17 protein-coding genes and 2 pseudogenes are annotated in these 21,985 nt (G+C 59.0%); 15 read left to right on the forward strand and 4 right to left on the reverse strand.

All coding sequences use genetic code 11. The features are described 5' to 3' along the window. Window positions 1-98: 98 nt before the first annotated feature. The 11 genes and pseudogenes from purU (at window position 99) to RX972_RS16140 (ending at window position 13,056) form a co-directional block, all read left to right on the forward strand. A complete protein-coding gene (gene purU, locus RX972_RS16095) occupies window positions 99-965 on the forward strand; it encodes a formyltetrahydrofolate deformylase (RefSeq protein ID WP_099271043.1) in 867 nt (288 codons plus the stop codon). After that, window positions 962-1,867, forward strand: coding sequence for a bifunctional methylenetetrahydrofolate dehydrogenase/methenyltetrahydrofolate cyclohydrolase FolD (gene folD, locus RX972_RS16100; protein ID WP_099271044.1), 906 nt, complete (start codon window positions 962-964; stop codon window positions 1,865-1,867). The genes purU and folD overlap by 4 nt, the downstream gene beginning before the upstream one ends. Continuing rightward, a complete protein-coding gene (locus RX972_RS16105) occupies window positions 1,849-3,090 on the forward strand; it encodes an FAD-dependent oxidoreductase (RefSeq protein WP_099271045.1) in 1,242 nt (413 codons plus the stop codon). The genes folD and RX972_RS16105 overlap by 19 nt, the downstream gene beginning before the upstream one ends. 12 nt (window positions 3,091-3,102) lie before the next feature. Beyond that, a complete protein-coding gene (locus RX972_RS16110; RefSeq protein WP_099271046.1) occupies window positions 3,103-3,408 on the forward strand; it encodes a sarcosine oxidase subunit delta in 306 nt (101 codons plus the stop codon). Continuing rightward, window positions 3,405-6,326 (forward strand): 2Fe-2S iron-sulfur cluster-binding protein, encoded by a 2,922-nt coding sequence (locus tag RX972_RS16115; RefSeq protein ID WP_316876850.1) that lies wholly within the window; start codon window positions 3,405-3,407, stop codon window positions 6,324-6,326. Before RX972_RS16110 ends, RX972_RS16115 begins: the two co-directional genes overlap by 4 nt. A gap of 3 nt (window positions 6,327-6,329) precedes the next feature. Continuing rightward, window positions 6,330-6,908, forward strand: coding sequence for a sarcosine oxidase subunit gamma (locus RX972_RS16120; protein WP_099271047.1), 579 nt, complete (start codon window positions 6,330-6,332; stop codon window positions 6,906-6,908). A 269-nt stretch (window positions 6,909-7,177) separates the two neighbouring features. After that, window positions 7,178-7,960: an IclR family transcriptional regulator gene (locus RX972_RS16125; RefSeq protein ID WP_122708834.1), complete on the forward strand. Its 783-nt coding sequence runs from the start codon at window positions 7,178-7,180 to the stop codon at window positions 7,958-7,960. A gap of 315 nt (window positions 7,961-8,275) precedes the next feature. Then, a pseudogene (locus RX972_RS29540) lies at window positions 8,276-9,208 on the forward strand (cache domain-containing protein); the annotation flags it as partial. A gap of 258 nt (window positions 9,209-9,466) precedes the next feature. Continuing rightward, window positions 9,467-10,066, forward strand: a pseudogene (locus tag RX972_RS29545) (methyl-accepting chemotaxis protein); the annotation flags it as partial. 130 nt (window positions 10,067-10,196) lie between these two features. Then, a complete protein-coding gene (locus tag RX972_RS16135) occupies window positions 10,197-12,311 on the forward strand; it encodes a TonB-dependent siderophore receptor (protein WP_316876855.1) in 2,115 nt (704 codons plus the stop codon). A 16-nt stretch (window positions 12,312-12,327) separates the two neighbouring features. Then, on the forward strand, window positions 12,328-13,056 hold the full coding sequence (locus RX972_RS16140; protein ID WP_316876857.1) for a DUF4198 domain-containing protein: 729 nt from the start codon (window positions 12,328-12,330) through the stop codon (window positions 13,054-13,056). Between the two features lie 158 nt (window positions 13,057-13,214). On the opposite strand, the gene RX972_RS16145 is transcribed toward RX972_RS16140, so the two are convergent. Continuing rightward, entirely contained in the window at window positions 13,215-14,375 is a 1,161-nt protein-coding gene (locus tag RX972_RS16145; protein WP_122395418.1) for a DUF1624 domain-containing protein, read from the reverse strand. 287 nt (window positions 14,376-14,662) lie between these two features. On the opposite strand from RX972_RS16145, the gene RX972_RS16150 reads away from it, so the two are divergent. Beyond that, a complete protein-coding gene (locus RX972_RS16150) occupies window positions 14,663-15,700 on the forward strand; it encodes an ABC transporter substrate-binding protein (RefSeq protein WP_316876860.1) in 1,038 nt (345 codons plus the stop codon). A gap of 116 nt (window positions 15,701-15,816) precedes the next feature. On the opposite strand, the gene RX972_RS16155 is transcribed toward RX972_RS16150, so the two are convergent. Beyond that, window positions 15,817-16,572 (reverse strand): IclR family transcriptional regulator, encoded by a 756-nt coding sequence (locus RX972_RS16155; RefSeq protein ID WP_316876862.1) that lies wholly within the window; start codon window positions 16,570-16,572, stop codon window positions 15,817-15,819. An 87-nt stretch (window positions 16,573-16,659) separates the two neighbouring features. On the opposite strand from RX972_RS16155, the gene RX972_RS16160 reads away from it, so the two are divergent. The 3 genes from RX972_RS16160 to RX972_RS16170 are packed head-to-tail and all read left to right on the forward strand — an operon-like array spanning window position 16,660 to window position 20,628. Next, window positions 16,660-18,189: an MFS transporter gene (locus tag RX972_RS16160; protein WP_316876864.1), complete on the forward strand. Its 1,530-nt coding sequence runs from the start codon at window positions 16,660-16,662 to the stop codon at window positions 18,187-18,189. Further along, window positions 18,186-19,217: an HlyD family secretion protein gene (locus RX972_RS16165; protein WP_316876865.1), complete on the forward strand. Its 1,032-nt coding sequence runs from the start codon at window positions 18,186-18,188 to the stop codon at window positions 19,215-19,217. The genes RX972_RS16160 and RX972_RS16165 overlap by 4 nt, the downstream gene beginning before the upstream one ends. Window position 19,218: 1 nt before the next feature. Next, a complete protein-coding gene (locus tag RX972_RS16170) occupies window positions 19,219-20,628 on the forward strand; it encodes an efflux transporter outer membrane subunit (RefSeq protein ID WP_316876867.1) in 1,410 nt (469 codons plus the stop codon). A 210-nt stretch (window positions 20,629-20,838) separates the two neighbouring features. Here the strand turns inward: RX972_RS16170 and RX972_RS16175 are convergent, their stop codons facing one another. After that, on the reverse strand, window positions 20,839-21,240 hold the full coding sequence (locus RX972_RS16175; protein ID WP_027902823.1) for an ExbD/TolR family protein: 402 nt from the start codon (window positions 21,238-21,240) through the stop codon (window positions 20,839-20,841). A 1-nt stretch (window position 21,241) separates the two neighbouring features. Further along, a complete protein-coding gene (locus RX972_RS16180) occupies window positions 21,242-21,967 on the reverse strand; it encodes a MotA/TolQ/ExbB proton channel family protein (protein ID WP_316876872.1) in 726 nt (241 codons plus the stop codon). Between the last annotated feature and the right edge of the window lie 18 nt (window positions 21,968-21,985).

Genomic DNA, 21,985 nt, shown 5'->3' on the forward strand with positions numbered 1-21,985 from the left:
TAATTCCTGATGGGAATTTTTATTCGCACAGAAAAAACCTTTTTACTGATGAATTTTCGCCCTGCGCTGAGCTGCCGCCACTTCTCCGAGGACAAGCCATGCAACACGAAAAGAACCATTTCATTCTCAAGATCAGCTGTCCGGCGACGTCCGGCATTGTGGCTGCCGTGGCTTCCTATCTGGCGGACAACAGCTGCTACATCGGTGAAATGGCGCAGTTCGACGACGAATTCAGCGGTCGATTTTTCATGCGTGCAGTGTTCCGTTTCAACGACGGGCACCTCGGCGATATAACCCAGCTCAAAGCCAACTTCGACGAGGTGGCCAAGGCATTCGATATGCAGTGGGAACTGCATGACACCCGCCAGCCGATGCGGGTGTTGTTGATGGTGAGCAAGTTCGACCACTGCCTGACGGATCTGCTGTACCGCTATCACAAGGGCGAGATGGACATGACCATTACCGCCATAGTGTCCAACCATCTGGACTTGCGACCGATGGCCGAACGCGAAGGTATTCGCTTTATATACCTACCGGTGACCAAGGACAGCAAAGCCAGTCAGGAGGCCGAATTGTTGAAGGTGGTCGACGACACCCGCACCGATCTGGTGGTACTGGCGCGCTACATGCAAATCCTCTCCGACGACCTGTGCAAGCAGCTTTCCGGCCGGGCGATCAACATTCACCACTCGTTTCTGCCCGGCTTCAAGGGCGCCAAACCCTATCACCAGGCCTACGAGCGCGGCGTGAAACTGATCGGGGCTACGGCGCATTACGTCACCAGTGATCTGGACGAAGGGCCGATCATCGAGCAGGAAGTACAGCGCGTCGACCACGCCTATCTGCCCGCTGATCTGGTCGCGATGGGCCGCGATACCGAAACCGTAGCGCTGTCCAAGGCCGTCAAATATCACCTGGAGCACCGGGTATTCCTCAATCAGGACAGAACGGTGGTGTTCCGATGAACGCGAGCAAAATCATTGACGGCAAAGCCAGCGCGGCGCGGGTCCTTGCCCAGGTCAAACTGGACGTCAGCGCCCTGAAAAAAGACGCCATCGAACCGGCACTGGCGGTGATTCTGGTGGGTGCGGACCCGGCGAGTCAGGTCTATGTGCGCAACAAGATCCTGCGCGCTGAAGAGGCTGGAATCCGCTCGCTGGAATACCGCCTGGACGCCGACATTACTCAAATTCAATTGCTCGACCTGATCGCGGAATTGAATGCTGATCAGGCCGTGCACGGCATCCTGCTACAGCTACCGTTGCCCGCCCACATTCAGGAGGCCCGCGCATTGCAGGCGATTGATCCGCGCAAGGATGTGGACGGCTTTCACAGTGAAAACGTCGGAGGGCTCAGTCAGGGTCGCGACGTACTGACACCCTGCACACCCAGCGGCTGCCTGCATTTACTGCGTGAAGCCTGTGGCGATCTGAGCGGCAAGCACGCGGTGGTGATCGGCCGTTCCAATATCGTTGGCAAACCCATGGCCGCCCTGCTTTTGCAGGCCCATTGCTCGGTCACCATCGTGCATTCACGCAGCATCGACGCCAAGGCGCTGTGCCGCCTGGCCGACATCGTAATCGCCGCCGTCGGCAAGCCCCGCATGATCGACGCCAACTGGCTCAAGCCTGGCGCAGTAGTAATTGACGTCGGCATCAACCGTATCGACGAAGACGGTCGCAGCCGACTCGTCGGCGATGTGGATTTCGACAGCGCCCTGCCCCAGGTTTCAGCCATCACACCGGTACCCGGCGGTGTCGGGCCGATGACCATCGCTTTCCTGATGAAAAACACGGTCACCGCTGCACGCCAGCAGGCCCTCGCGCAACGTAGCCAATCGGAGGCCGCATGCCTTTCAACCTGCTGAAATACGGGCTGAGCTCAGAGTACCCGGTCGAGGTCGACTTGCCCGCTCCCAAAGAGCTCAAATCTTCTTACGACGTGGTGATTATTGGTGGCGGCGGACACGGGTTGGCCACGGCCTATTACTTGTCGCGCTACCACGGCATCACCAATATCGCCGTGCTGGAAAAAGGCTATCTCGGCGGCGGCAATACAGCACGCAACACAGCAGTGATTCGCTCCAACTACCTGACCAGCGAAGGCGTGAAGTTCTATGCCGAATCGGTGCGGATGTTCGAGGGGCTGTCCAACGAATTCGACTTCAACATCATGTACTCCCATCGCGGCCAGCTGACCCTCGCGCACACCGATGCCACGGTGCGTTCGTTCCGGCAGCGCGCCGAGGTGAACAAGCACTTTGGCGGCCGCACAGAGATGATCGACCGCCAGCAGATCCGCGAACTGGTGCCGAGCCTGAACCTTGATCCAGGCCATATCCCGGTGCTGGCCGGTCTCTGGCACATGGACGGCGCGACCGCACGCCACGATGCCGTCGCCTGGGGTTACGCCAAACAAGCGGCCAAGCGAGGTGTGGAAATTCACCAGCTCACTGAGGTTCAGGAACTGGTCATCGAGAACGGCACCATCACTGCGGTGAAGACCAATCGCGGCACCATCAAGTGCGGCTGTGCCGTGCAGGCGGTGGCCGGGATGAGTTCACAACTGATGAAAAAGGCCGGCATTCGCTCACCGATTCAGACTTTCCCGCTGCAAGCCATGGTGACCCAGCCGTTCAAGCCGTTCCTCGACCCGCTGGTAAGTTCTTCTGCCTTGCACTGCTATGTGCAACAGACCAGCCGTGGCGAAGTGGTCTTCGGCGGCGGCTCCGATCCGTACCCGCTGTTCAACACCCGATCGACCCTGGATCTGAAAGAAAGCCTGCTGGCCCACGCGGTGGAAATGTTCCCGTTTCTGGCCAATGCCAAGTTGATGCGGCAGTGGGCCGGGATCACGGACATGACACCCGATTACAGCCCGATCATGGGGCTTTCACCGGTGAAGAATTATTACCTGGACGCAGGCTGGGGCACCTGGGGTTTCAAGGCGACGCCCATCTGCGGCAAGACCATGGCCGAGCTGGTCGCCAGCGGTGGCAAGACCCCGGACCTGATCAAGCCGTTCGGCCTGGAGCGGTTTTCGACCTTCCAGCAAGTCAACGAAATGGGCGCGACCGCGGCCAGCCACTAAGGAGAGCGGAATATGAAGATCATGAATTGCCCGCTCAACGGGCCGCGCAACATCACCGAATTCACCTACGGCGGCGAGTTCAAGCACATGCCGGACCCAGCCACCTGCAGCGACAGCGAATGGGCCGACTACGTGTTCAACAGCGAAGACATGCTGGGCGTAGTCCGCGAATGGTGGATGCACACGCCGTCCAGCTACTGGTTTCTGGTTGAGCGCCATACCGGCAGCGATGAAATCATCCGCACCTTTGACCCCAAAGAGGTGTTCACCTCAAGGGTCGAATTTACCGCTGCCCCCGCCAAGGAGACCGCCCGATGAGCACGCCTGAAGAATTCCGGGGGACCCGACTGGCCGCGCCGATGGGCCTGCTGATCGACCGCAACAAACCCCTGAGTTTCAGTTTCGATGACCGGCTCTATAAGGGCTATCAGGGCGACAGCGTGGCCAGTGCCCTGCTCGCCAATGGTCGCTTCCTGTTGTCGCGTTCGTTCAAGTACCACCGACCACGCGGACCGCTGACCATGGCGGGCCAGGACGCCAACACGCTGATTCAACTGCCCCATGAGCCCAACGTGCTGGCGGATACTTTCGCCCTGAAAGAAGGCTTGCAGGCCAGCGGACAGAACTTCAACGGTTCGCTGGACAACGATAAGGATGCCTACCTCGGCAAATTCTCGAAATTCATGCCGGTGGGTTTTTACTATCGTTCGTTCTACAAGCCCAAGGGCGCGTGGAAAGTCTGGGAGCCGATCATTCGTAAAAAAGCCGGGCTGGGCGTGCTCGACCTGAAGTTTCAACCCGAGTATTACGACAAAGCCTATCTGTTCACTGACCTGGCGGTGATCGGTGCCGGTCCTGCCGGGTTGCAGGCGGCACTGACGGCGGCCAACGCTGGTGCCAAAGTACTGCTGATTGAGCAACAGCCCATTCTCGGTGGTTCGCTCACCTACGCCCGTTTCGACATCGACGGCCAGCGTAGCGAACAACTGCGCCGCGAACTGGTGGAAGCTGTCGAGCACCACGCCAATATTCGCGTCCTGAAAAAGGCCACCTGCAACGCCTGGTTCACCGACAACTATTTGCCGGTGATTCAAGGCAAACGCATGTACAAGGTGCGCGCCAGCCAGTGCCTGATTGCCAGCGGCTCATTCGATCAGCCGGTGATTTTCCGCAATAACGACCTGCCCGGCGTCATGCTGACCAGCGCCGCGCAACGCCTGATGAAGCTGTATGCGGTCAAGCCCGGCAAACGCGCGGTGGTCCTGACCGGCAATGACGACGGCTACCTCGCCGCGCTGGATTTGCACGAACAGGGTGTCACCGTGGCGGCGCTGGTAGACATGCGCGCTCACCCGGCAGACCGGGCGCTGTTGCTGGCCCTGGAACAACGCGGCATCAGCTGTCACCAAGGCAGCACGGTGTATGAGGCGCTGCATGAAAAAGGCATGCGTCACGTCAGCGGCGTTGATCTGCGCAAGATTACCGGCCAGGGTCAGGTGGCGGGCAGCGGCCAGATCGTGGACTGCGATCTGCTGTGCATGTCCGGTGGTTACATGCCGGTTTATCAATTGCTGTGTCAGGCCGGCGGCAAACTCAGCTACGACGATCAACTGGCCGAGTTCACCCTGAGCGGCCTGCCGAACAACCTCAACGTGGCCGGTTCGGCTCACGGCTACCATGCGCTGGACAACGTGCTGGCTGATGCGACTCATGCAGCGGCCAACATCGTCGTCGCCCTGAGTCTTGAATTGAGCGTCAAACCACTACCCTTGCAGGCCGAAGCGCAGGTCAACTTCCCGTGGCCGATTTTCCCCCATCCCAAAGGCAAGGATTTCGTCGATTTCGATGAGGACCTGCAGGTGCGCGACATCATCAATGCCACCCGCATCGGTTATCGCGATGTGCAATTGGTCAAACGCTACTCAACAGTCGGCATGGGACCATCGCAGGGTCGCCATTCGGCGTTGCCCACGGCGCGGCTGGTGGCTTCGTCAACACAACGCAGCGTCAGCGAAACCGGCGTGACCACCGCTCGTCCACCGTTCGAAGCCGAGAAGCTGGCCCATGTAGCCGGGCGGGCGTTCGATCCATATCGCCAGACACCGATGCACAAGCGCCACGTCGAAGCAGGCGCCAAGATGATGCCCGCGGGCATCTGGCAGCGCCCGGCCTATTACGGCAAACCCCATGAGCGGGAAACCTGCATGCAGCAGGAAGCCCTGCACGTGCGCAACAAGGTCGGCATCATCGACGTATCGACGCTGGGCGGTCTGGATGTGCGCGGCCCGGATGCCGCCGAACTGCTTAACCGCATGTACACCTTTGCCTTCATCAAACAGCCGGTGGGTCGCTCACGCTACGCGCTGATGACCAATGAGCTCGGCGTGGTGATCGATGACGGAGTGTGTGCACGTTTCGCCGACAACCACTTCTACGTCACCGCCACTACCAGCGGCGTTGATCGCATCTATCAGCAGATGCTCAAGTGGAACGCCCAGTGGCGCCTGAACGTCGACATCGCCAACGTCACGGCAGCAATTTCCGCGGTCAACGTAGCCGGACCGGACTCGCGCAAGGTGCTGGAAAAGGTCTGCAACGATCTGGATTTATCCGCAGAAAGTTTTCCCTATCTGGGGGTGCGCGAAGGCACGGTCGCCGGGATCAAGGCGCGCTTGTTGAGGGTCGGTTTCGTTGGCGAACTCGGTTATGAAATCCACGTTCCGGCACGTCATGCGCTCACGCTCTGGGACGCGCTGATCGAAGCGGGCAAAGAACACGACATGCGCCCGTTTGGTGTGGAAACCCAGCGTTTGCTGCGCCTGGAAAAAGGTCACGTAATCATCAGTCAGGACACCGACGGCATGACCCACCCGGCCGAAATCGACATGGGTTGGGCGGTCAGCCGCACCAAACCGTTCTTTGTCGGACGACGCTCGGTGGACATCCTCGAAGCACAACCGATGAAACGCAAACTGGTGGGCTTCACCCTGCCGAAAAACAGCCCGCAGCCTCTGGAAGGTCATCTGGTGCTGAAAGGTCCGGACATCAGTGGCAACGTCACGTCCTGCGAATACTCGTCGAGCCTGGGCAAGATCATTGGTCTGGCCTACGCGGCTTTCGATCAGAGCCAGCCGGGGCAACAGATACCAATTCGCGTCGAAGGCGGCGTGGTGGTCCAGGCCACTGTCGTAAAACTGCCATTCTTCGATCCCGAAAACCAACGTCAGGAGCTTTGAGTCATGTCCAGCCTGCAAGCGGAACGTTACATCGGGCCAGGCCCGCTCCAACAATGCGCCCTGCTTGACCTGACTGATGTACCCAGAGTCGGTTTTCGCGGCCAGCAAAGCGCCGAGTACCTCAGCGCTCGGGGCTTCTATCTGCCGGACGCGCCAAACCGTGCGGTGACCCAGGCCGACGGCAGTCATGTTGCCCGGCTGTCTCAGACGGAATACCTGATCCTGGGCAGCCTTGAGGATGAAGGCCAACGCATCGCCGATGAAGAAGCCCGCTGGGAGCTGGATCATAACGCCAACTATCTGCTGCCCCGGCAAGACAGCCACGCCTGGCTACAACTCAGTGGCCTACACGTCAGCGAAGTCATGGCCAAACTCTGCGGCGTGGATTTGCGCCCGCAGGCGTTCCCGGAGGGCGCAGTAGCGCAAACCTCAGCGGCGCGGATCAATGTGATCGTTATCAACCTGGGCTCGCAGGAGTTGCCCGCGTTCCAGCTCCTCTGCGACCGCGCTTCACTGGAGTACTTCAAGGGCGCCGTGCTGGATGCCATGGGCGAGTTTGACGGGGTGTTGATTCTCAAGTGATCGCTGGTGTTGATGTGGCGAAGGATGAAAAAGCCAAAATCGCGGGATCACACCAGAACCTGTGGGAGCGAGGCTTGCCCGCGATACAAGCACCGCGGTCTATCTGATAAACCGCGGCGCCCTTATCGCGGGCAAGCCTCGCTCCCACATTGATATCTGTTTGCTGCGCGACAGCGCGGTGTCAGTGACACCGGCGCGGCTCCCACATGAAACCGCCTACAGGATCGGTTCAACGCCTACTTCCCCGAACAGCACCTGCGGAATTACTCATGCTCGATACTCCTGAAAAAGACACCGATTACAGCGTCCCGGCCCTGGCTCGGGGGTTGAGTGTGCTGGGGATGTTCAACGCCCGGACCCGCAGCCTGAGCATTCAGGAAATCGCCGAGCGCCTGGGCGTCAGCACGTCGGCGGTGTATCGGATTCTGTTTACCCTCACCAGCATGGGCTACCTGAACAAGCTCAACACGCAGTACGAGCTGGGAGCCAGAGTCATCAGTGACGGCTTCAGTTACCTGGCCAGTCGCGACATCGTGGAAGTGGCCATGCCACACCTGAACCTGCTGCGCGACCGCACCTCGCTGTCCTGCCACCTGAGCATTCGCGAACAGACCGACAGCCTGTATCTGTTCCGCGCGTTTGCAGCCCAGCGGCTTTCGGTCAACATCCCCATCGGCACACGTATCGCCTGTCACTGCACCGCCATGGGCAGGATGCTATTGACTGCGCTGAACGAAACAGAGCTGGCGCAGCTGTATCAACACGTGCGGCTGGACGACTATCCCACTCCTGCCCCGCGAACCCTGCCTGAATTGCAACGCCTGATCGCCGAGGACCGGGACCGCGGCTGGGTACTGCATCGGTCCGACTACTCCACCGCGATTGCCACGTCTGTCCGGGATCACAACGGCCATGTAACGGCAGCAATCAATCTCTCCGGACCGGATGCGGTCATGGACCCCGAAGGTGCCACGGACCGCTTCCAGCAACTGCTTTTTGAATGCAGTGCCGGCATCAGTCGCGACTTGGGTTTTGCACCGCAAACTCTCTGATTCAGCGCCAACTGATTTCCCCCGCACGTCTTGCTCAAGAACTCCGAAATACTGCCGATAGCGGCATACCATAATACTAATTAGCAACACATATGCGTGCCTGCCCAAACCCTCCTGAGACTGCTCAGGGTGTTAGCCAGAACTGCAATCGGAGCATGGATGAATATCAAACAGAAACTGACGTGGGCATTCGCGGTCATCGCGTCCCTGCCGATCATCGTCGTTGCCAGCATCGTCATCATCAACCTGCGCAGCGATGCGACCGATGGATTCTCCGACAGCAGTGGCCGTGAAATACGGCAGGTCGCCAATGCGATGCAGCTGTTTTTCGACGGGATCAGCCAAAACGTTGAATACCTTGCTGCCAATCCTCTGCTGACCGGTGCAGGCAATGGCCTAAAGAGTTTCATGACCTCTGATCAGCAAAATGCTCCCGAATCCGAAACGGACAAGAGCATCATTGCCCTGTTCGACCGCATGGGCGTAAGCCACCCCGCTTACTCCTACATTTCCTACGGCCTCGCCAACGGCAGTTATGTACCTTGGCCTGAAGGCCAGAAATTCGGTGATTACGACCCGCGAGTCCGACCTTGGTACAAGGCGGCCCTGGCCACTCCGGGCAAGGTCGTGCGCAGCGACGCTTATTATTGGGCGGCTGACGACGCGGTGATGGTCAATACCGGGCGTACCATCAGTAACTCACTGGGCAACCCCGGCGGCGTGGTGGGCATCGACGTAACACTCAAGCAGCTGACGAGCATCGTCAAGCAGATCAAACTGGGCGAAAGCGGTTACCTGATGCTGCTGGAAAAAAGCGGCAACATTCTGGTGGATCCACGTAAACCCGAGCACAACTTCAAGAAAATTTCCGACCTTGGCGATGGTTACGCCGAACTGGCCAAAACCACCAAGGGACTGGTCGAAGTCGAACTTGATGGCGAGCGCTACATGGCCAACGTGTACCCATCCGAACAATTGGGCTGGAACTTCATCGGTCTGATCAAGCAGGACGAAGTGATGGGATCGGCCACACGCCTGACCTGGCTGATAGCCGTAATTGCTGCAGTACTGGCGATTATTTTCGCAATCCTTGGCGCCAGCTTCGCCTCGCTCATCGTGCGCCCGATTCGCAGTGTGGCCAGCGGTCTGGAAGGCATTGCTCAGGGCGAAGGCGACCTGACCCACAACCTGGATGTGCGTGGCAATGATGAAACGGCGCAACTGGCTAACTGGTTCAACAAGTTCCTCGCCGCGATCCGCAGCCTGATCCAGCACATCGGTCTGGCCGCGAACAAGATTCTCGATACCTCCACCAGCTCGACCCAGGTGTCGAACAACATGGCCGACGCCGCAGGACGTCAGCGTGAAGCGGTGGACATGGTGTCGACTGCTTTCCATGAAATGGTCGCCACGGCCAACGAAGTCGCCCGCTCGTGCAGTCAGGCCGCGGACTCGGCAGACAACGGCCAGCGTCAGGCCCGCGAAGGCCAGCGCCAGATCGACGATGCGGTGAGCAGCGTTGATCAGTTGAGTTCTGAACTGTCCCAATCAGCCACCGCGATGGTGCAGTTGGAAAAAGACAGCAACGCCATTCAGTCGATTCTCGACACCATTCGCTCCATTGCTGAACAGACCAACCTGCTGGCCCTCAACGCAGCCATCGAAGCAGCCCGTGCCGGTGAGCAAGGTCGCGGGTTTGCGGTGGTGGCCGACGAGGTCCGGGCTCTGGCCAAGCGGACGGCTGATTCCACCGCCGAGATCGATAACCTGCTCGGCACCCTCGCCCGTCGCACGTCGTCGGTGACGCAACAGATGAACGCCAGCCTCGCCGTGTCGCAGCAATCGGTCGAGAAAATCGGCCAGGCACGCAGCAGCTTCGGGCAGATCCGTGAGTCGGTGGATGTAATCCGTGACATGAATACCCAGATCGCGACCGCTGCTGAAGAGCAGCACCATGTAGCGGAAGACATCAACCGGCACATCAGCCAGATCCATGGCGATGCGCAGCTGGTGGCCGAACTTGCCGAGTCAGCCCGTGCCGACTCCCGCAGTCTGGCCGCCCTGTCCAGCGAACTGGACAGTCTGGTCAAGCGTTTCCGGACTTGATGGGTAGCGGCGGGTCGAGATAAGCACTTCGACCCGCCGCAACATTCAGAAACATCCAGCCTTCAACACAAATAGAAATAATTCCTGATAGAGACGTTATACTGTAACGAATCTATAAGGAATGTCAGAAATGCCCCCTCGCAAAATGGCCTCATTCGCAGGCCTCGCTTTTGGTCTTTTGGCCGACGCCAGCTACGCAGAACAAACACCGCAAACCTATGAACTCGACACGATCACGGTCAACGCTGACGCCAATTATGAGTCAGCGACGGGCCCGGTCAGCGGCTACCGCGCCACCCGCTCCGCCACTGCCACAAAGACCGATACGGCGATCAAAGACATTCCGCAATCCATCAGCGTGATCCCCGCCAGCGTGCTCAAAGACCTGGGCAGTCATAACGTGGAGCGAGCGCTGGACTACGCCGGGGGTGTATCGAAGCAGAATAACTTCGGCGGCCTGACCCTCTACGAATACAGCATCCGCGGCTTCACTACGTCCGAGTTCTACAAGGACGGTTTCAGCGCCAACCGTGGCTATCCGAGTACACCGGATGCCGCCAACGTCGAGCGCATCGAAGTGCTCAAAGGCCCTGCCGCCAGCCTGTATGGCCGAGGCGACCCCGGCGGTACGGTAAATATCGTCACTAAAAAACCTCAGGCCGATGCCTTCACCACCCTGCAGACCAGCGCAGGCAGTTGGGACCGCTACCGCACCGCACTGGACGTCAACGCCCCGCTGAATGACGACAAGAGCGTGCTTTCCCGAGTGAACCTCGCGGTAGAAGACAACAACAGCTTTCGCGATCACGTCGACAGCAAGCGGGTCTTCGTTGCCCCGACGATCAGTTGGCAACTGAGTCCGGACACGTCTCTGTCGGTGGAGACCGAGTTTGTCCGTCATAGCTCGACCTTTGACCGCGGCATCGTCGCCCCCAACAACAAGTGGAGCGGCATGTCCCGGCGAACCTTCCTCGGTGAGCCAAACGACGGCGACATCGATAACGACAACAACATGATCCAGGCGGCGCTGGAGCATCACTTGAATGACTTCTGGTCGTTGCGTCTGGCCAGTCATTACAAGGAAGGTGAGCTGTCCGGTTACGCCTCGGAAAGCCGCGCACTGAATGCTGACGGCCGTACGGTCAATCGCCGCTACCGCGAGCGGGACATGAACTGGCACGACAGCATTACCCAGCTTGAACTGCGCGGTCTGGTGGACATTGGCAGTTGGGAGCACCAACTGTTGATCGGCACCGAGTACGAGAACTACCGCAAGAACGAGCGCGTGACCAATACCGCGGGCAGCCCGTATGCCATCGATATCTACCAACCGGTTTACGGCCAGCCCAAGCCCAGCGGCATACGTTCCGGTACGGACTTCTTCGAGCACATCGAAAGCCAGGCGCTGAACCTGCAGGACCAGATCGTTTTCACCGACAAGCTGCGCGGCATGATCGGCGCGCGCTTCGAGCATTTCGAACAGAGCATCGACGACTACACCGTCAACCTCACCAACAAGCAGCAGCACAACGCGCAGACCTACCGCACCGGCCTGTTCTACCAGCTCACGCCGCAAGTCGGCCTGTTCGCCAACGCTTCCACTTCGTTTAAGCCCAATAACGGTACTGACGCTGCTCGAAAGAGCTTCGATCCCGAGGAAGGCGTTGGCTATGAAGCCGGCATCAAGACCGAACTGTTCGATGATCGTCTGAGCGCCACCGTCGCCGCTTTCCATATCGAAAAGGAAAACGTACTGACGCCCGAACCGGGCACCGACTTCAGTCGCGCCATTGGCAAGGCGCGCAGCCAGGGTGTCGACCTGCAATTCACCGGGCAAGTGACCGATGCGGTGCGAGTGATTGGCGCGTTTGCCTACATCGACGCAGAGGTCACCAAAGGCGACACGACCATTCCCACGGGTAGCCGCATCCTCGGCGTGGCCAAACGCAGCGGCAGTCTGCTCGGGGTTTACGAGTTTCAGAACGGCCTGCTTAAAGGCTCGGATCTGGGTGCAGCGTTCACGTATGTCGGCGACCGGTCCGGCGAGGCAGGCAAAAGCTTCGAGCTGCCCGCGTACCACACCGTCGACCTGCTGGCGCATTACAAGGCCAATGAAAACGTCACCGTTGGCCTGAACCTGAACAACCTCTTCGACGAGAAATACTTCGAGCGTTCCTACAGCAATTATTGGGTCGCCCCCGGCGAACCACGCAACTTCACCGTCAGCCTTACCCTCAGCCTCTGATTAACAAGGACTTACCATGCATTTTCCAAAAACAATTATGGCCCTGAGCCTGCTCGGCGCTTTCTCCATGCAACAGTCCAATGCCCATGGGCTATGGACCGAAGAGCGGCGCGGCAACATCGAAGTGGTTTACGGCCATGGTGCCGAGGACAGCAAGTTCAAAGCGGAAAAAGTCAGCGGCGCCTGGGCCTATGACATGAATGGCAAGATGATCCCGGTGACCGTCGAACGCCTTGCCGACCATGCGCGGCTACAACCTTTGAGCAAGCCCGCGGTGATGTCCGTCGCACTGAACAACGGCATGTGGTCACAGACTGCGGACAAGAAATGGACCAACGAAGGCCGCACCAAAGTCCCCGGTGCGGTTACAGCGTTGCAGACCTTCAAGTACAGCCTGGCGATCTACGAACCGGGCGTGAAACTGCCAACACTGAAAGGCTTGAAACTGGTCATCGTGCCGCTGGCCGACCCGCTGAACGTCGGCCCCGGCAAAGCGTTACCCGTGCAAGTGCTGCTGGATGGCAAACCGTTGGCAGGGATCAAACTGATCGGCGACTACCGCAGCCAGCCGGATGAAGTCAGCGCAACCACTGACGCCCAAGGCCGGGCCAGTGTCGTGGTGCGCAACGAAGGCCTGAACATCATTGCCGCCGAGACCGTAGTGAAAGTCAGCGGCAATCCGGACATTGATGAGCAAGGGTTGTTTACTTCGCTGACGTTTGTCGGTGAGCCGCATCACGAGTGATAACAACTGATTTGTAATGCTTTTCTGTAGGAGCGCACGAGCACCGCGAGGCCGCGATAGCGGTGTTTCAGACAGATCGCTATCGCGGCCTCGCGGTGCTCGTGCGCTCCTACAGGTCTAGCGTTTGCCTCGAGACACCGCGCCTACAAGTTCAGATATTAGAAATACTTCAACCAGGCAATGTCCTTACGCCGCGCCTTGAAGCTGGCAAATGCTTTGACGGCGGGGAACAAACCTACCGCCAGCAACACCGAACACAACCACACCGCGCCCACCGAATCGAAGCCAAAGTAATTGCCTTTGTTGGTACCCCATATCGCCACGGCTATCAGGTACAGAATCTTCAGCACATACAGGTGCAGCAGGTAGAAGAACATCGGCGCAGCACCGAACACCAGCAACGGCTTGAACCACGCCCGCCCTGCTGCCTTCTCGAACCAGACCAGCAACAACATACCGATGCCCAGCGTCAGGCTGAGGAACAACAGCGATGGCGGGTACTTGGTGATATTGAAAAAGCTCATCACTGTCTGCACGGTGGTCTCACCGATCGACCAGGGCTTCTCGCCGTAACCGTTCACCAGACGCAACAGGAAGAACAGCGCCAGCAGACCCAATCCTGCTAATACCAGACTATTTTGACGCTTGCGCGCATCAGCACCGGATGCGAACCACGGACCCGCCGCGTAACCCAGGGCAATCACACCGATCCACGGCAGCAACGGATATGACGTGCGCAGACGCAAACCATCCCAAGGCACAAGCCAACCGCGATCATGCAGGATCGCCCACGGCACATACATCGCCGACTCCTGAGTGAAGTGCAGCGTATCCAGCAGGTTATGCCCGGCAATGATTACCACGCCGATTACCGCCAGCGCAGGTCTTGGCAGTTTTACCAGGATCGCCAAGGCCACCATGCTCAAACCAATGGCCCAAATCACTTGCAGGTAAACCGTGGTCGGCGGGAACTGGAAGGTCCAGGCGAAGTTCACCAGCGTGACTTCCAGAGCAATCAGGAACAGCCCGCGCTTGAACAGAAAGCCAGACACCTCACTCGCCCCGTGGCGTTCGCCGTAGAGATAAGCCGACAGACCGGTCAAGAAGATGAACAGCGGCGCACACAGATGCGCCAGCGTGCGGCTGAAAAACAATTCAGGCGGCGTGGTGGTCACGTCCATCGGGTCTGAAACCTGGAGGTGCAGCAGGAAGGTTTCGCGAACATGGTCGAGCAACATGAACAGAATGATCAGGCCGCGCAACGCGTCAATCGATTGCAATCGAGTGGAAGCCTGAGGCTTCAGAGGGAGGGTCGTCATTGAAAAACTCATGGTGAGGGATTGGTGCGAAAGCGGCTGCTATCAGTTCAAACGAACGACTGCGCACAATCTTGAAAAAGCGCATTAATGTTATGTTATATCAACAACCAGTACAATTAGCCGTGGTGAGGTTATGCAGGATCTGCTCCAGAATGCTCACGGGTGTGCAGGAGCCAGTCAGTTAACAGCCATAACGTTATTCACTAATGTTATTTAAATATTTTTTCTTATACCTATATCGTCTGCCCATCGTTTACATCTTTCTTTGTTCAACGCTGGAGCACGGCATGACAAACACCTCGACACGTCGCCCTCGACTTTCCCGTCTGGCCACCTCGCTGGGCCTGGCGGCGACGCTTCTGACCGGCAGCTTCGCCATGCCAACCGCCGCGCAGGCTGAAGGGCAACTGCGCATCGCCGAACAATTCGGCATCGTTTACCTGCTACTCAACGTTGTGCGTGATCAGAACCTGATCGAGAAGCACGGCAAGGCGGATGGCGTGGACATCAAGGTCGACTGGACGCAATTGTCGGGTGGCGCCGCCGTCAATGACGCACTGCTGACGGGCGCTGTTGATATTGCCGGTGCGGGTGTCGGGCCATTGCTGACCATCTGGGACCGGACCCACGGCAAGCAGAACGTCAAGGCCGTCGCTTCGTTGGGTAACTTCCCCTACTACCTGGTCAGCAACAATCCCAAGGTAAAAACCATTGCGGACTTCACCGAGAAGGATCGCATCGCGGTCCCTGCGGTGAGCGTTTCGGTTCAGTCGCGTTATCTGCAATATGCGTCGGCCAAGCTCTGGGGCGATGCGGAATATGCCCGGCTGGATAAATACACTGTCAGCCTGCCGCACCCTGACGCAGCGGCAAGCATCATCGCAGGCGGCACCGAGCTGACCGGGCACTTCTCCAACCCGCCGTTCCAGGAGCAGGAAGTAGCAGCCAAAGGCGTGCATGTGGTGCTCAACACCTATGACCTGCTGGGTCCGAACTCGCCGACACTGCTGTTCGCCACCGAGAAATTCCGCAACGAGAATCCGAAGACCTATAAAGCGTTCATTGAAGCACTGAGCGAAGCTGAAGACTTTATCCGCAAGGACAAAGGCGCTGCGGCAGACACTTACATTCGTGTCACCAAGGCGAAGATCAATCGGGATGAGCTGCTGAAAATCATCGACAACAAGGACTTCGAGTTCACCATCACACCGAAGAACACCTACCCACTGGCCGAATTCCTGCACCGCGTCGGCGCGATCAAGAACAAGCCTGCGTCGTGGAAGGACTACTTCTTCCAGGATGCGAAGCCGTTGCAGGGTAGCTGAGATTAAACCTGACTGTAGGAGCTGCCGAAGGCTGCGATGGCGGTGTTTCAGGATGATCGCTTTCGCAGCCTTCGGCAGCTCCTACAGGGTCCTGCTCAAGTCTTTGGCAGACGCTCTTATTCGACACCCCGCAACCCACTCATCAACTCTTCCCGGCACTTGAGCAGCGCTTTCTCGATGCTTTCCCTGGCCTGGACAATTCTCCAGGCCGGGCCCGCCACGTCAATTGAATAGGAGCCTTGCGGGGTTTGCAGACTCACGGCCACCGAAGACACACCCTGGGTGTGCTCTTCATTACCGAACGCGATCCCGGTCTGTCGGATGTCATCCAGTTGCTCAAGCAGCAGCGGCAAGGTCAGGGTGTTGGCCGTCAGCGCCTTGATCTTGCGGCCGATCAATTTGACCACTGACTCGTTGTCCATCCTGGCCAGCAAGGCCTTACCACCGCCAATGCCATAGATGTTCAGAATGCCCCCGGGCCCGGAAGAAACCCTCAAGGAATGACTCGACACCACGGTGTGCAAAATCAATAGCTCAGCCCCCGCAGCACTGGCCAGCACAATGGTCTCGCCGGTTTCCGCCCCAAGCTTTTCAAGATAAGGCCGCGCCTTCTGCACGATGTCCACATGACTGTGAGAAGCCAGACGCATCAGCGCCGGGCCCAGACAGATTCCGCCTCGTCCGTGGACTTCCAGCAGCTCTTCAAGCGCCAGCGCATCGACCAGTCGCTGCACCGTGGAGCGAGGCAATTCACAGCGTTTGGCGATTTCCCCAAGGCTCAAGCCAGCAGGCTCTCCTTCGAGGCTGCGCAGGATCGCCGCTGCACGGGAAATAACCTGTACACCACCGCGATCTGAATCCGTCGTCGTCATGGACACACCTTGTCATAAGTACCACTGATTGATACAGTGTACCGCCTTGCAGTTAATAACTGAAACACCCTCAGCAGGATTTTTTACGTGTCAGCGCCTTCCCCACCGCCCTCTCCGGCTCCCTTTACACTCCGTCTGGCCCTGGGTCTGATCGGCGTGCTGATTGCGGCTCTGACCTCCGGGATCAATGATCGCGTCACCGATATCACGCTGGCCGACATTTTAGGCGTGTACGGTCTGGGACACGATGACGGCACCTGGATTAGCTCCGTCTACGCTGCTGCCGAAGTCTCGGCCATGTTGCTTGCCCCCTGGTTTGCAGTGACCTTTTCCCTGCGCCGCTTCGCCATTGTCGCGACCTTCGCGTTTACTTTTTTCGGCGCCATCATTCCCTTCGCGCCCAACCTGGAAAGCCTGGTCACCCTACGCATATTGCAAGGCATCGCAGGCGGTGCGCTGCCGCCGTTGTTGATGACGGCCGCATTACGTTTTCTGCCTTGGCATATCAAGTTGTACGGTTTGTCCGCCTACGCGCTGACGGCTACCTTCGGCCCCAACCTGGCGATGCCGCTGGCTGCACTGTGGACCGAAGGCGTCGATTGGCGAATGGTGTTCTGGCAGATCATCCCTTCAGGGCTGATCGGCGCGGCGTTGATTGCTTATGGATTGCCCCAGGACCCATTGCGTCTGGAACGCTTCAAACAGGCTGACTGGCGCGGAGCGTTGCTGGGGGTCAGCGGCATCACCATGCTGGTCATCGCCCTCACCCAAGGCGAGCGTCTGGACTGGCTCAACTCATCACTGATCAGCTTCCTGTTACTGGGCGCTGCAGTGTGTCTGCCCGCGTTTCTGATCAATGAATGGTTTCATCCGCTGCCGCTGTTAAAGCTGCAATTGCTCAAGCGCCGCAACTTCAGTTACGGCTTGATCACGTTGTGTCTGTTTCTCTTTGTCGGGCTGGCAGGCAGCGCAATTCCGGCGTCTTATCTGACTCAGATTCAAGGTTACCGCCCGCTGCAAACCATGCCCACGGCGTTGATTATCGCCTTGCCGCAACTGCTGATTGCCCCGCTCGTGGCGCTGGTAATCAACCGCAACTGGGTCGACTCGCGCTATGTAATTGCCTCCGGCCTCGGCTTGCTGACCATCGCCTGCCTTGGCGGTTCACAGATCACCAGCGAATGGATTCGCGACGATTTCTACCTGCTGCAATTACTGCATACCTTCGGCCAGCCGTTGGTGGTAGTGCCATTGTTGATGAATGCAACCGGCGTGATCCAGCCTCTTGAAGGTCCGTTCGCATCATCCATGGTCAACACGTTGCGCGGGCTGTTTTCAGTGATTGCCGGGGCTGCGCTGGAAAACTTCGTTACCCATCGCGAGCACTTCCACTCCAGCGTTCTGCTCGACGGCGTGGGCACAAGGCTGCAGGGTCTTGAGCCCTTGCATAGCGTTCAGAGCACTGCTGCGCTGGCCCGTCAGGTCAAGGAACAAGCCTACGTATTGAGTTTCAGTGATGCCTTCCTCGCATTGCTGGCCGTCATCGGCGTTTTGCTGGTCATTCTGCTGACCCTGCCCAAGCGCGCCTATCCACCGCAACCTCCGGTACCGTCATGAAACAGCACAGAACCGCCCTCTCCCTGGCCTGCGTCGCCGTCGTCGTTTGTCTCGCTTACATCGGTTATCGCCTGATCAGCGGCGGCACCGTGCAACAGACCGACGACGCTTATATCCGCGCCGACTCGGTACTGGTTTCGCCGCGCCTTTCCGGGCAGATCAGCAAAATCGCCGTTGACGACAACCAGTGGGTCAAGGCTGGAGACTTGCTGGCTGAAATCGACAACGCCGATTACCGGGTCGCGCAACTGTCGGCCAAGGCCAACGTTGAAGCAGCATCGGCACAGATTCAGAACCTCAAGGCCAGTATCCAGCGTCAGGCTGCGGTCATCGATCAAGCCGCCGCGACCACCCGCGCCACCGCTGCATCACTCAAATTCGCTCAGGAAAACGCCAGGCGTTACCTGAACCTGTCCAACGCCGGAGCCGGTACTCAGCAGGAACGCCAGAAAGCCGATGCGGAACTGCTGGGATGGCAGGCCGCGAGAGACCGTGATGAAGCCTCGCGCGTCGCGGCATCCAAAAGCCTGGATGTGCTCAAGGCGCAACTGGAAGTCGCCAAGGCGGCGCTGGAGAAGGACCGAGCGGCCTTGCAACAGGCGGATCTGAATCTGTCCTATACCCGCATTACCGCACCGCAAGACGGCATGGTCGGCCAGCGCTCGGTCCGGGTCGGCGCTTATGTTTCTCAGGGGCAAGCCTTGATGGCCGTTGTGCCGTTGCAGGACGCCTTCGTGGTCGCCAACTTCCGCGAAACCCAACTGGCTCACATGCAGCCGCAACAGAAAGTCGAGCTGAGCGTGGACAGCTTCCCCGATCACACCTTCAGCGGTTACATCGACAGTATTGCCCCGGCGACCGGTGTCTCGTTCTCGCCGATTGCGCCGGATAACGCGACGGGCAATTTCACCAAAGTCACTCAGCGCCTGCCGGTGAAAATCAGGTTCGATGCCGATCAGCCGGATCTGCAGAAGCTGCGGATCGGCATGTCGGTCGTGGCGCGTATCGACACCGCGCAGGAGCATTGAGATGAAACGTTGCCTGCTGTTCGCCGCCATGGTCAGCCTCGGTGCCTGCTCGGTCGGCCCGGACTTTCAACGCCCGCAAGCGCAACTGCCGCAGACCTGGCAGACCAACGTCCGCCCCGGTACGGCACCGGGCAGCCCTGCTGACAGCCAGTGGTGGCAGCAACTGGGCGACCCGCAATTGACCGCGCTGGTGGAGCGCGCTGCAAAGGCCAATCTCGACGTGCGCGCCGCCAGTAATCGCCTGGAGCAAAGCCGGGTGATGCGTCAGGTGACCGGCAACCAGCAATTACCCGGTGTTGCCGGCAATGGCAGTTACCGTCGTGCGCGCAACAGCGCCGAAGGCCTTAATGATCCTTCCGGCGAACAAGGCCAGGCCCCGTTTGAACTGTGGAGCGCCACGCTGGACGCCAGTTGGGAGCTCGACCTGTGGGGGCATGTACGACGCAACGTCGAAGCCGCCGATGCGGAAATCGAGCTGACCCAGGCCCAGCGCGACGGCGTGCTGTTGAGCATCGCCGCCGAGACCGCCACCGATTACATTCGTCTGCGCGGCGTGCAGGCCAAGCTCGGTGTAGCCCGGCAGAACCTGGAGATCGCCAGACAGAGCCGGGCGTTGACTCAGGCCCGTTTCGACAATGGCGTGACCACCAACCTCGACACCTCCAACGCTGCGGCGCAAGTGGCGACCATCGAAGCGGTGATTCCAACCCTGGGTGCCGAACAGGATCGCCTGATCAACGCCCTGAGTTATCTGCTCGCCGAACCGCCTCGTGCGTTGAGCGCTGAACTGCTCGAACCGAAAAGCATTCCTCATCCGGCACCGGACGTGCCGCTGGGTCTGCCCTCGGAACTCGCCCAAAGACGCCCGGATATCCAGCAAAGCGAAGCCGCCCTGCACAGAGCCACCGCAGCAATCGGCGTTGCACAAGCTGACTTTTATCCACGGATCAGCCTGGGTGCGAGCTTCGGTACGCAAGCGCGGGACGGCTCGGATGTGGGTGCGTGGAGCTCCCGCCAATGGACCTATGGCCCTAGCCTATACCTGCCGATCTTTCAGGGCGGCCGCCTGACCGGCACTCTGGAACTGCGTAAACGCCAGGAACAGGAAGCAGCGTTGAATTACCAGCGTGTCGTGCTCGGCGCCTGGCATGAAGTCGATAACGCCATGACCGACTATGCCGCAGAGAAGCACAAGCACAGCGCCCTGCAGGAAGCCGTCAGCCAGAACAACATCGCCCTGAGCACCGCCCGTGACCGCTACACACAAGGGGCAGCAGATTTCATCAACGTGCTCAATGTGCAACGGGCATTGCTGGATACCCAGAGTGCTCTTGTGGACAGCGCGACGGCGGCTGCGATTGACCGGATCAGACTGTACCGCGCACTGGGCGGTGGTTGGCCAAAGGGGTGAAACACTATGGACAAGTGTTCACATAACTGTGGGAGCTGGGCTTGCCCGCGATAGGTCTGGGCGCGATCTAAAGTGAACCGTATCCAGCCTTATCGCGAGCAAGCTCGGCTCCCACAGGGATAGACGTAATCCCCATAAAAAAACAGGCTGCCCTCATGCCAAAGGAACAGCCTGTAAAAACAACGAAGTTTTTGAGTCGCTTTCAGCTCATCACTTGGCAGTGATCACCGACAATTTGGTAATCCCTGCCCGCTCGATAGACGCCATGGCGCGCGCCACTTCCCCGTAGTTCACGCCATCGTCAGCCTGCAATTGCACGCGTACGTCCGGGGCTTTTTCCCTGGCGGCCTTTAGGTTGGTTTCCAGCAGATCCGGCTGGATTTCATCCTTGTTGATGAACAGCTTGCCCTGCCCGTCGATGCTCACCACCAGCGGATCTTTCTGCTCTACCGGGGCGACCGATTCGGTCTTCGGCAAATTGATCGGGATCGAGTTGGTCAGCAGTGGCGCAGTGACGATGAACACCACCAGCAGCACCAGCATCACGTCCACCAGCGGCGTGACGTTGATCTCGCTCAGGACTTCATCGCTGTCTTGTGTGGAGAAAGCCATCTCAGGAGGCCTCCTGCACTTTCTGGCCAACTGTCGGTGCAGCGTGCTTGTGCAAAACAGGGTGCAGCAGGACGCGGAACGAGTTCTTCTGGGCCAGGCTGTAGAAGTCGTGAGCGAAGTCATCCAGATCAGCAGCGGTCAGTTTCAGGCGACGCAGAAAGTAGTTGTAAACCAGCACAGCCGGTACCGCGACTGCAATACCGACGCCGGTGGCGACCAGTGCTGCGCCAATCGGACCGGCAACCGTTTCGAGGCTCGCCGACCCCGCCGCACTGATGCCTTTCAAGGCGGACATGATGCCCCAGACCGTGCCGAACAGACCGATAAAGGGCGAGGTGCTGCCGATACTGGCAACCACCGCCAGACCGGTTTCCAGCGAGCGGCGCTCGCGAACGATCTGCTGACGCAGGGCGCGTTCCAGGCGGTCCTGATGATTGATCGCCTGACTCAGGTCAGTGGCTTGCGCGCCATCCGGCACCTGAATCGCGGCATAACCGGCCAACGCCACACGAGCGGCGGCACCCGGTTGTTCCTGAGCCAGTTGCGCGGCGGAGTCAAGGCTCGATGCAGCCCAGAATTGCTTGTGGAATTTGCGGTCCTGATTCTTCAGGCGGGTGAACTGAACGCCCTTGAGCAGGGCCAGTCCCCAGGTGGCAACGGAAAACAGGACCAGCAGCCAGATGACGGCGTGCTCGACGGATTCGAAAGGGGAAGCAAGTAGGTTCATGGCACGGCTCTCTCTGAA

Origin of the sequence: Pseudomonas syringae group sp. J309-1 (genome assembly GCF_032582135.1) — a bacterium.
GTDB classification, from domain to species: Bacteria; Pseudomonadota; Gammaproteobacteria; order Pseudomonadales; family Pseudomonadaceae; genus Aquipseudomonas; species Aquipseudomonas quasicaspiana.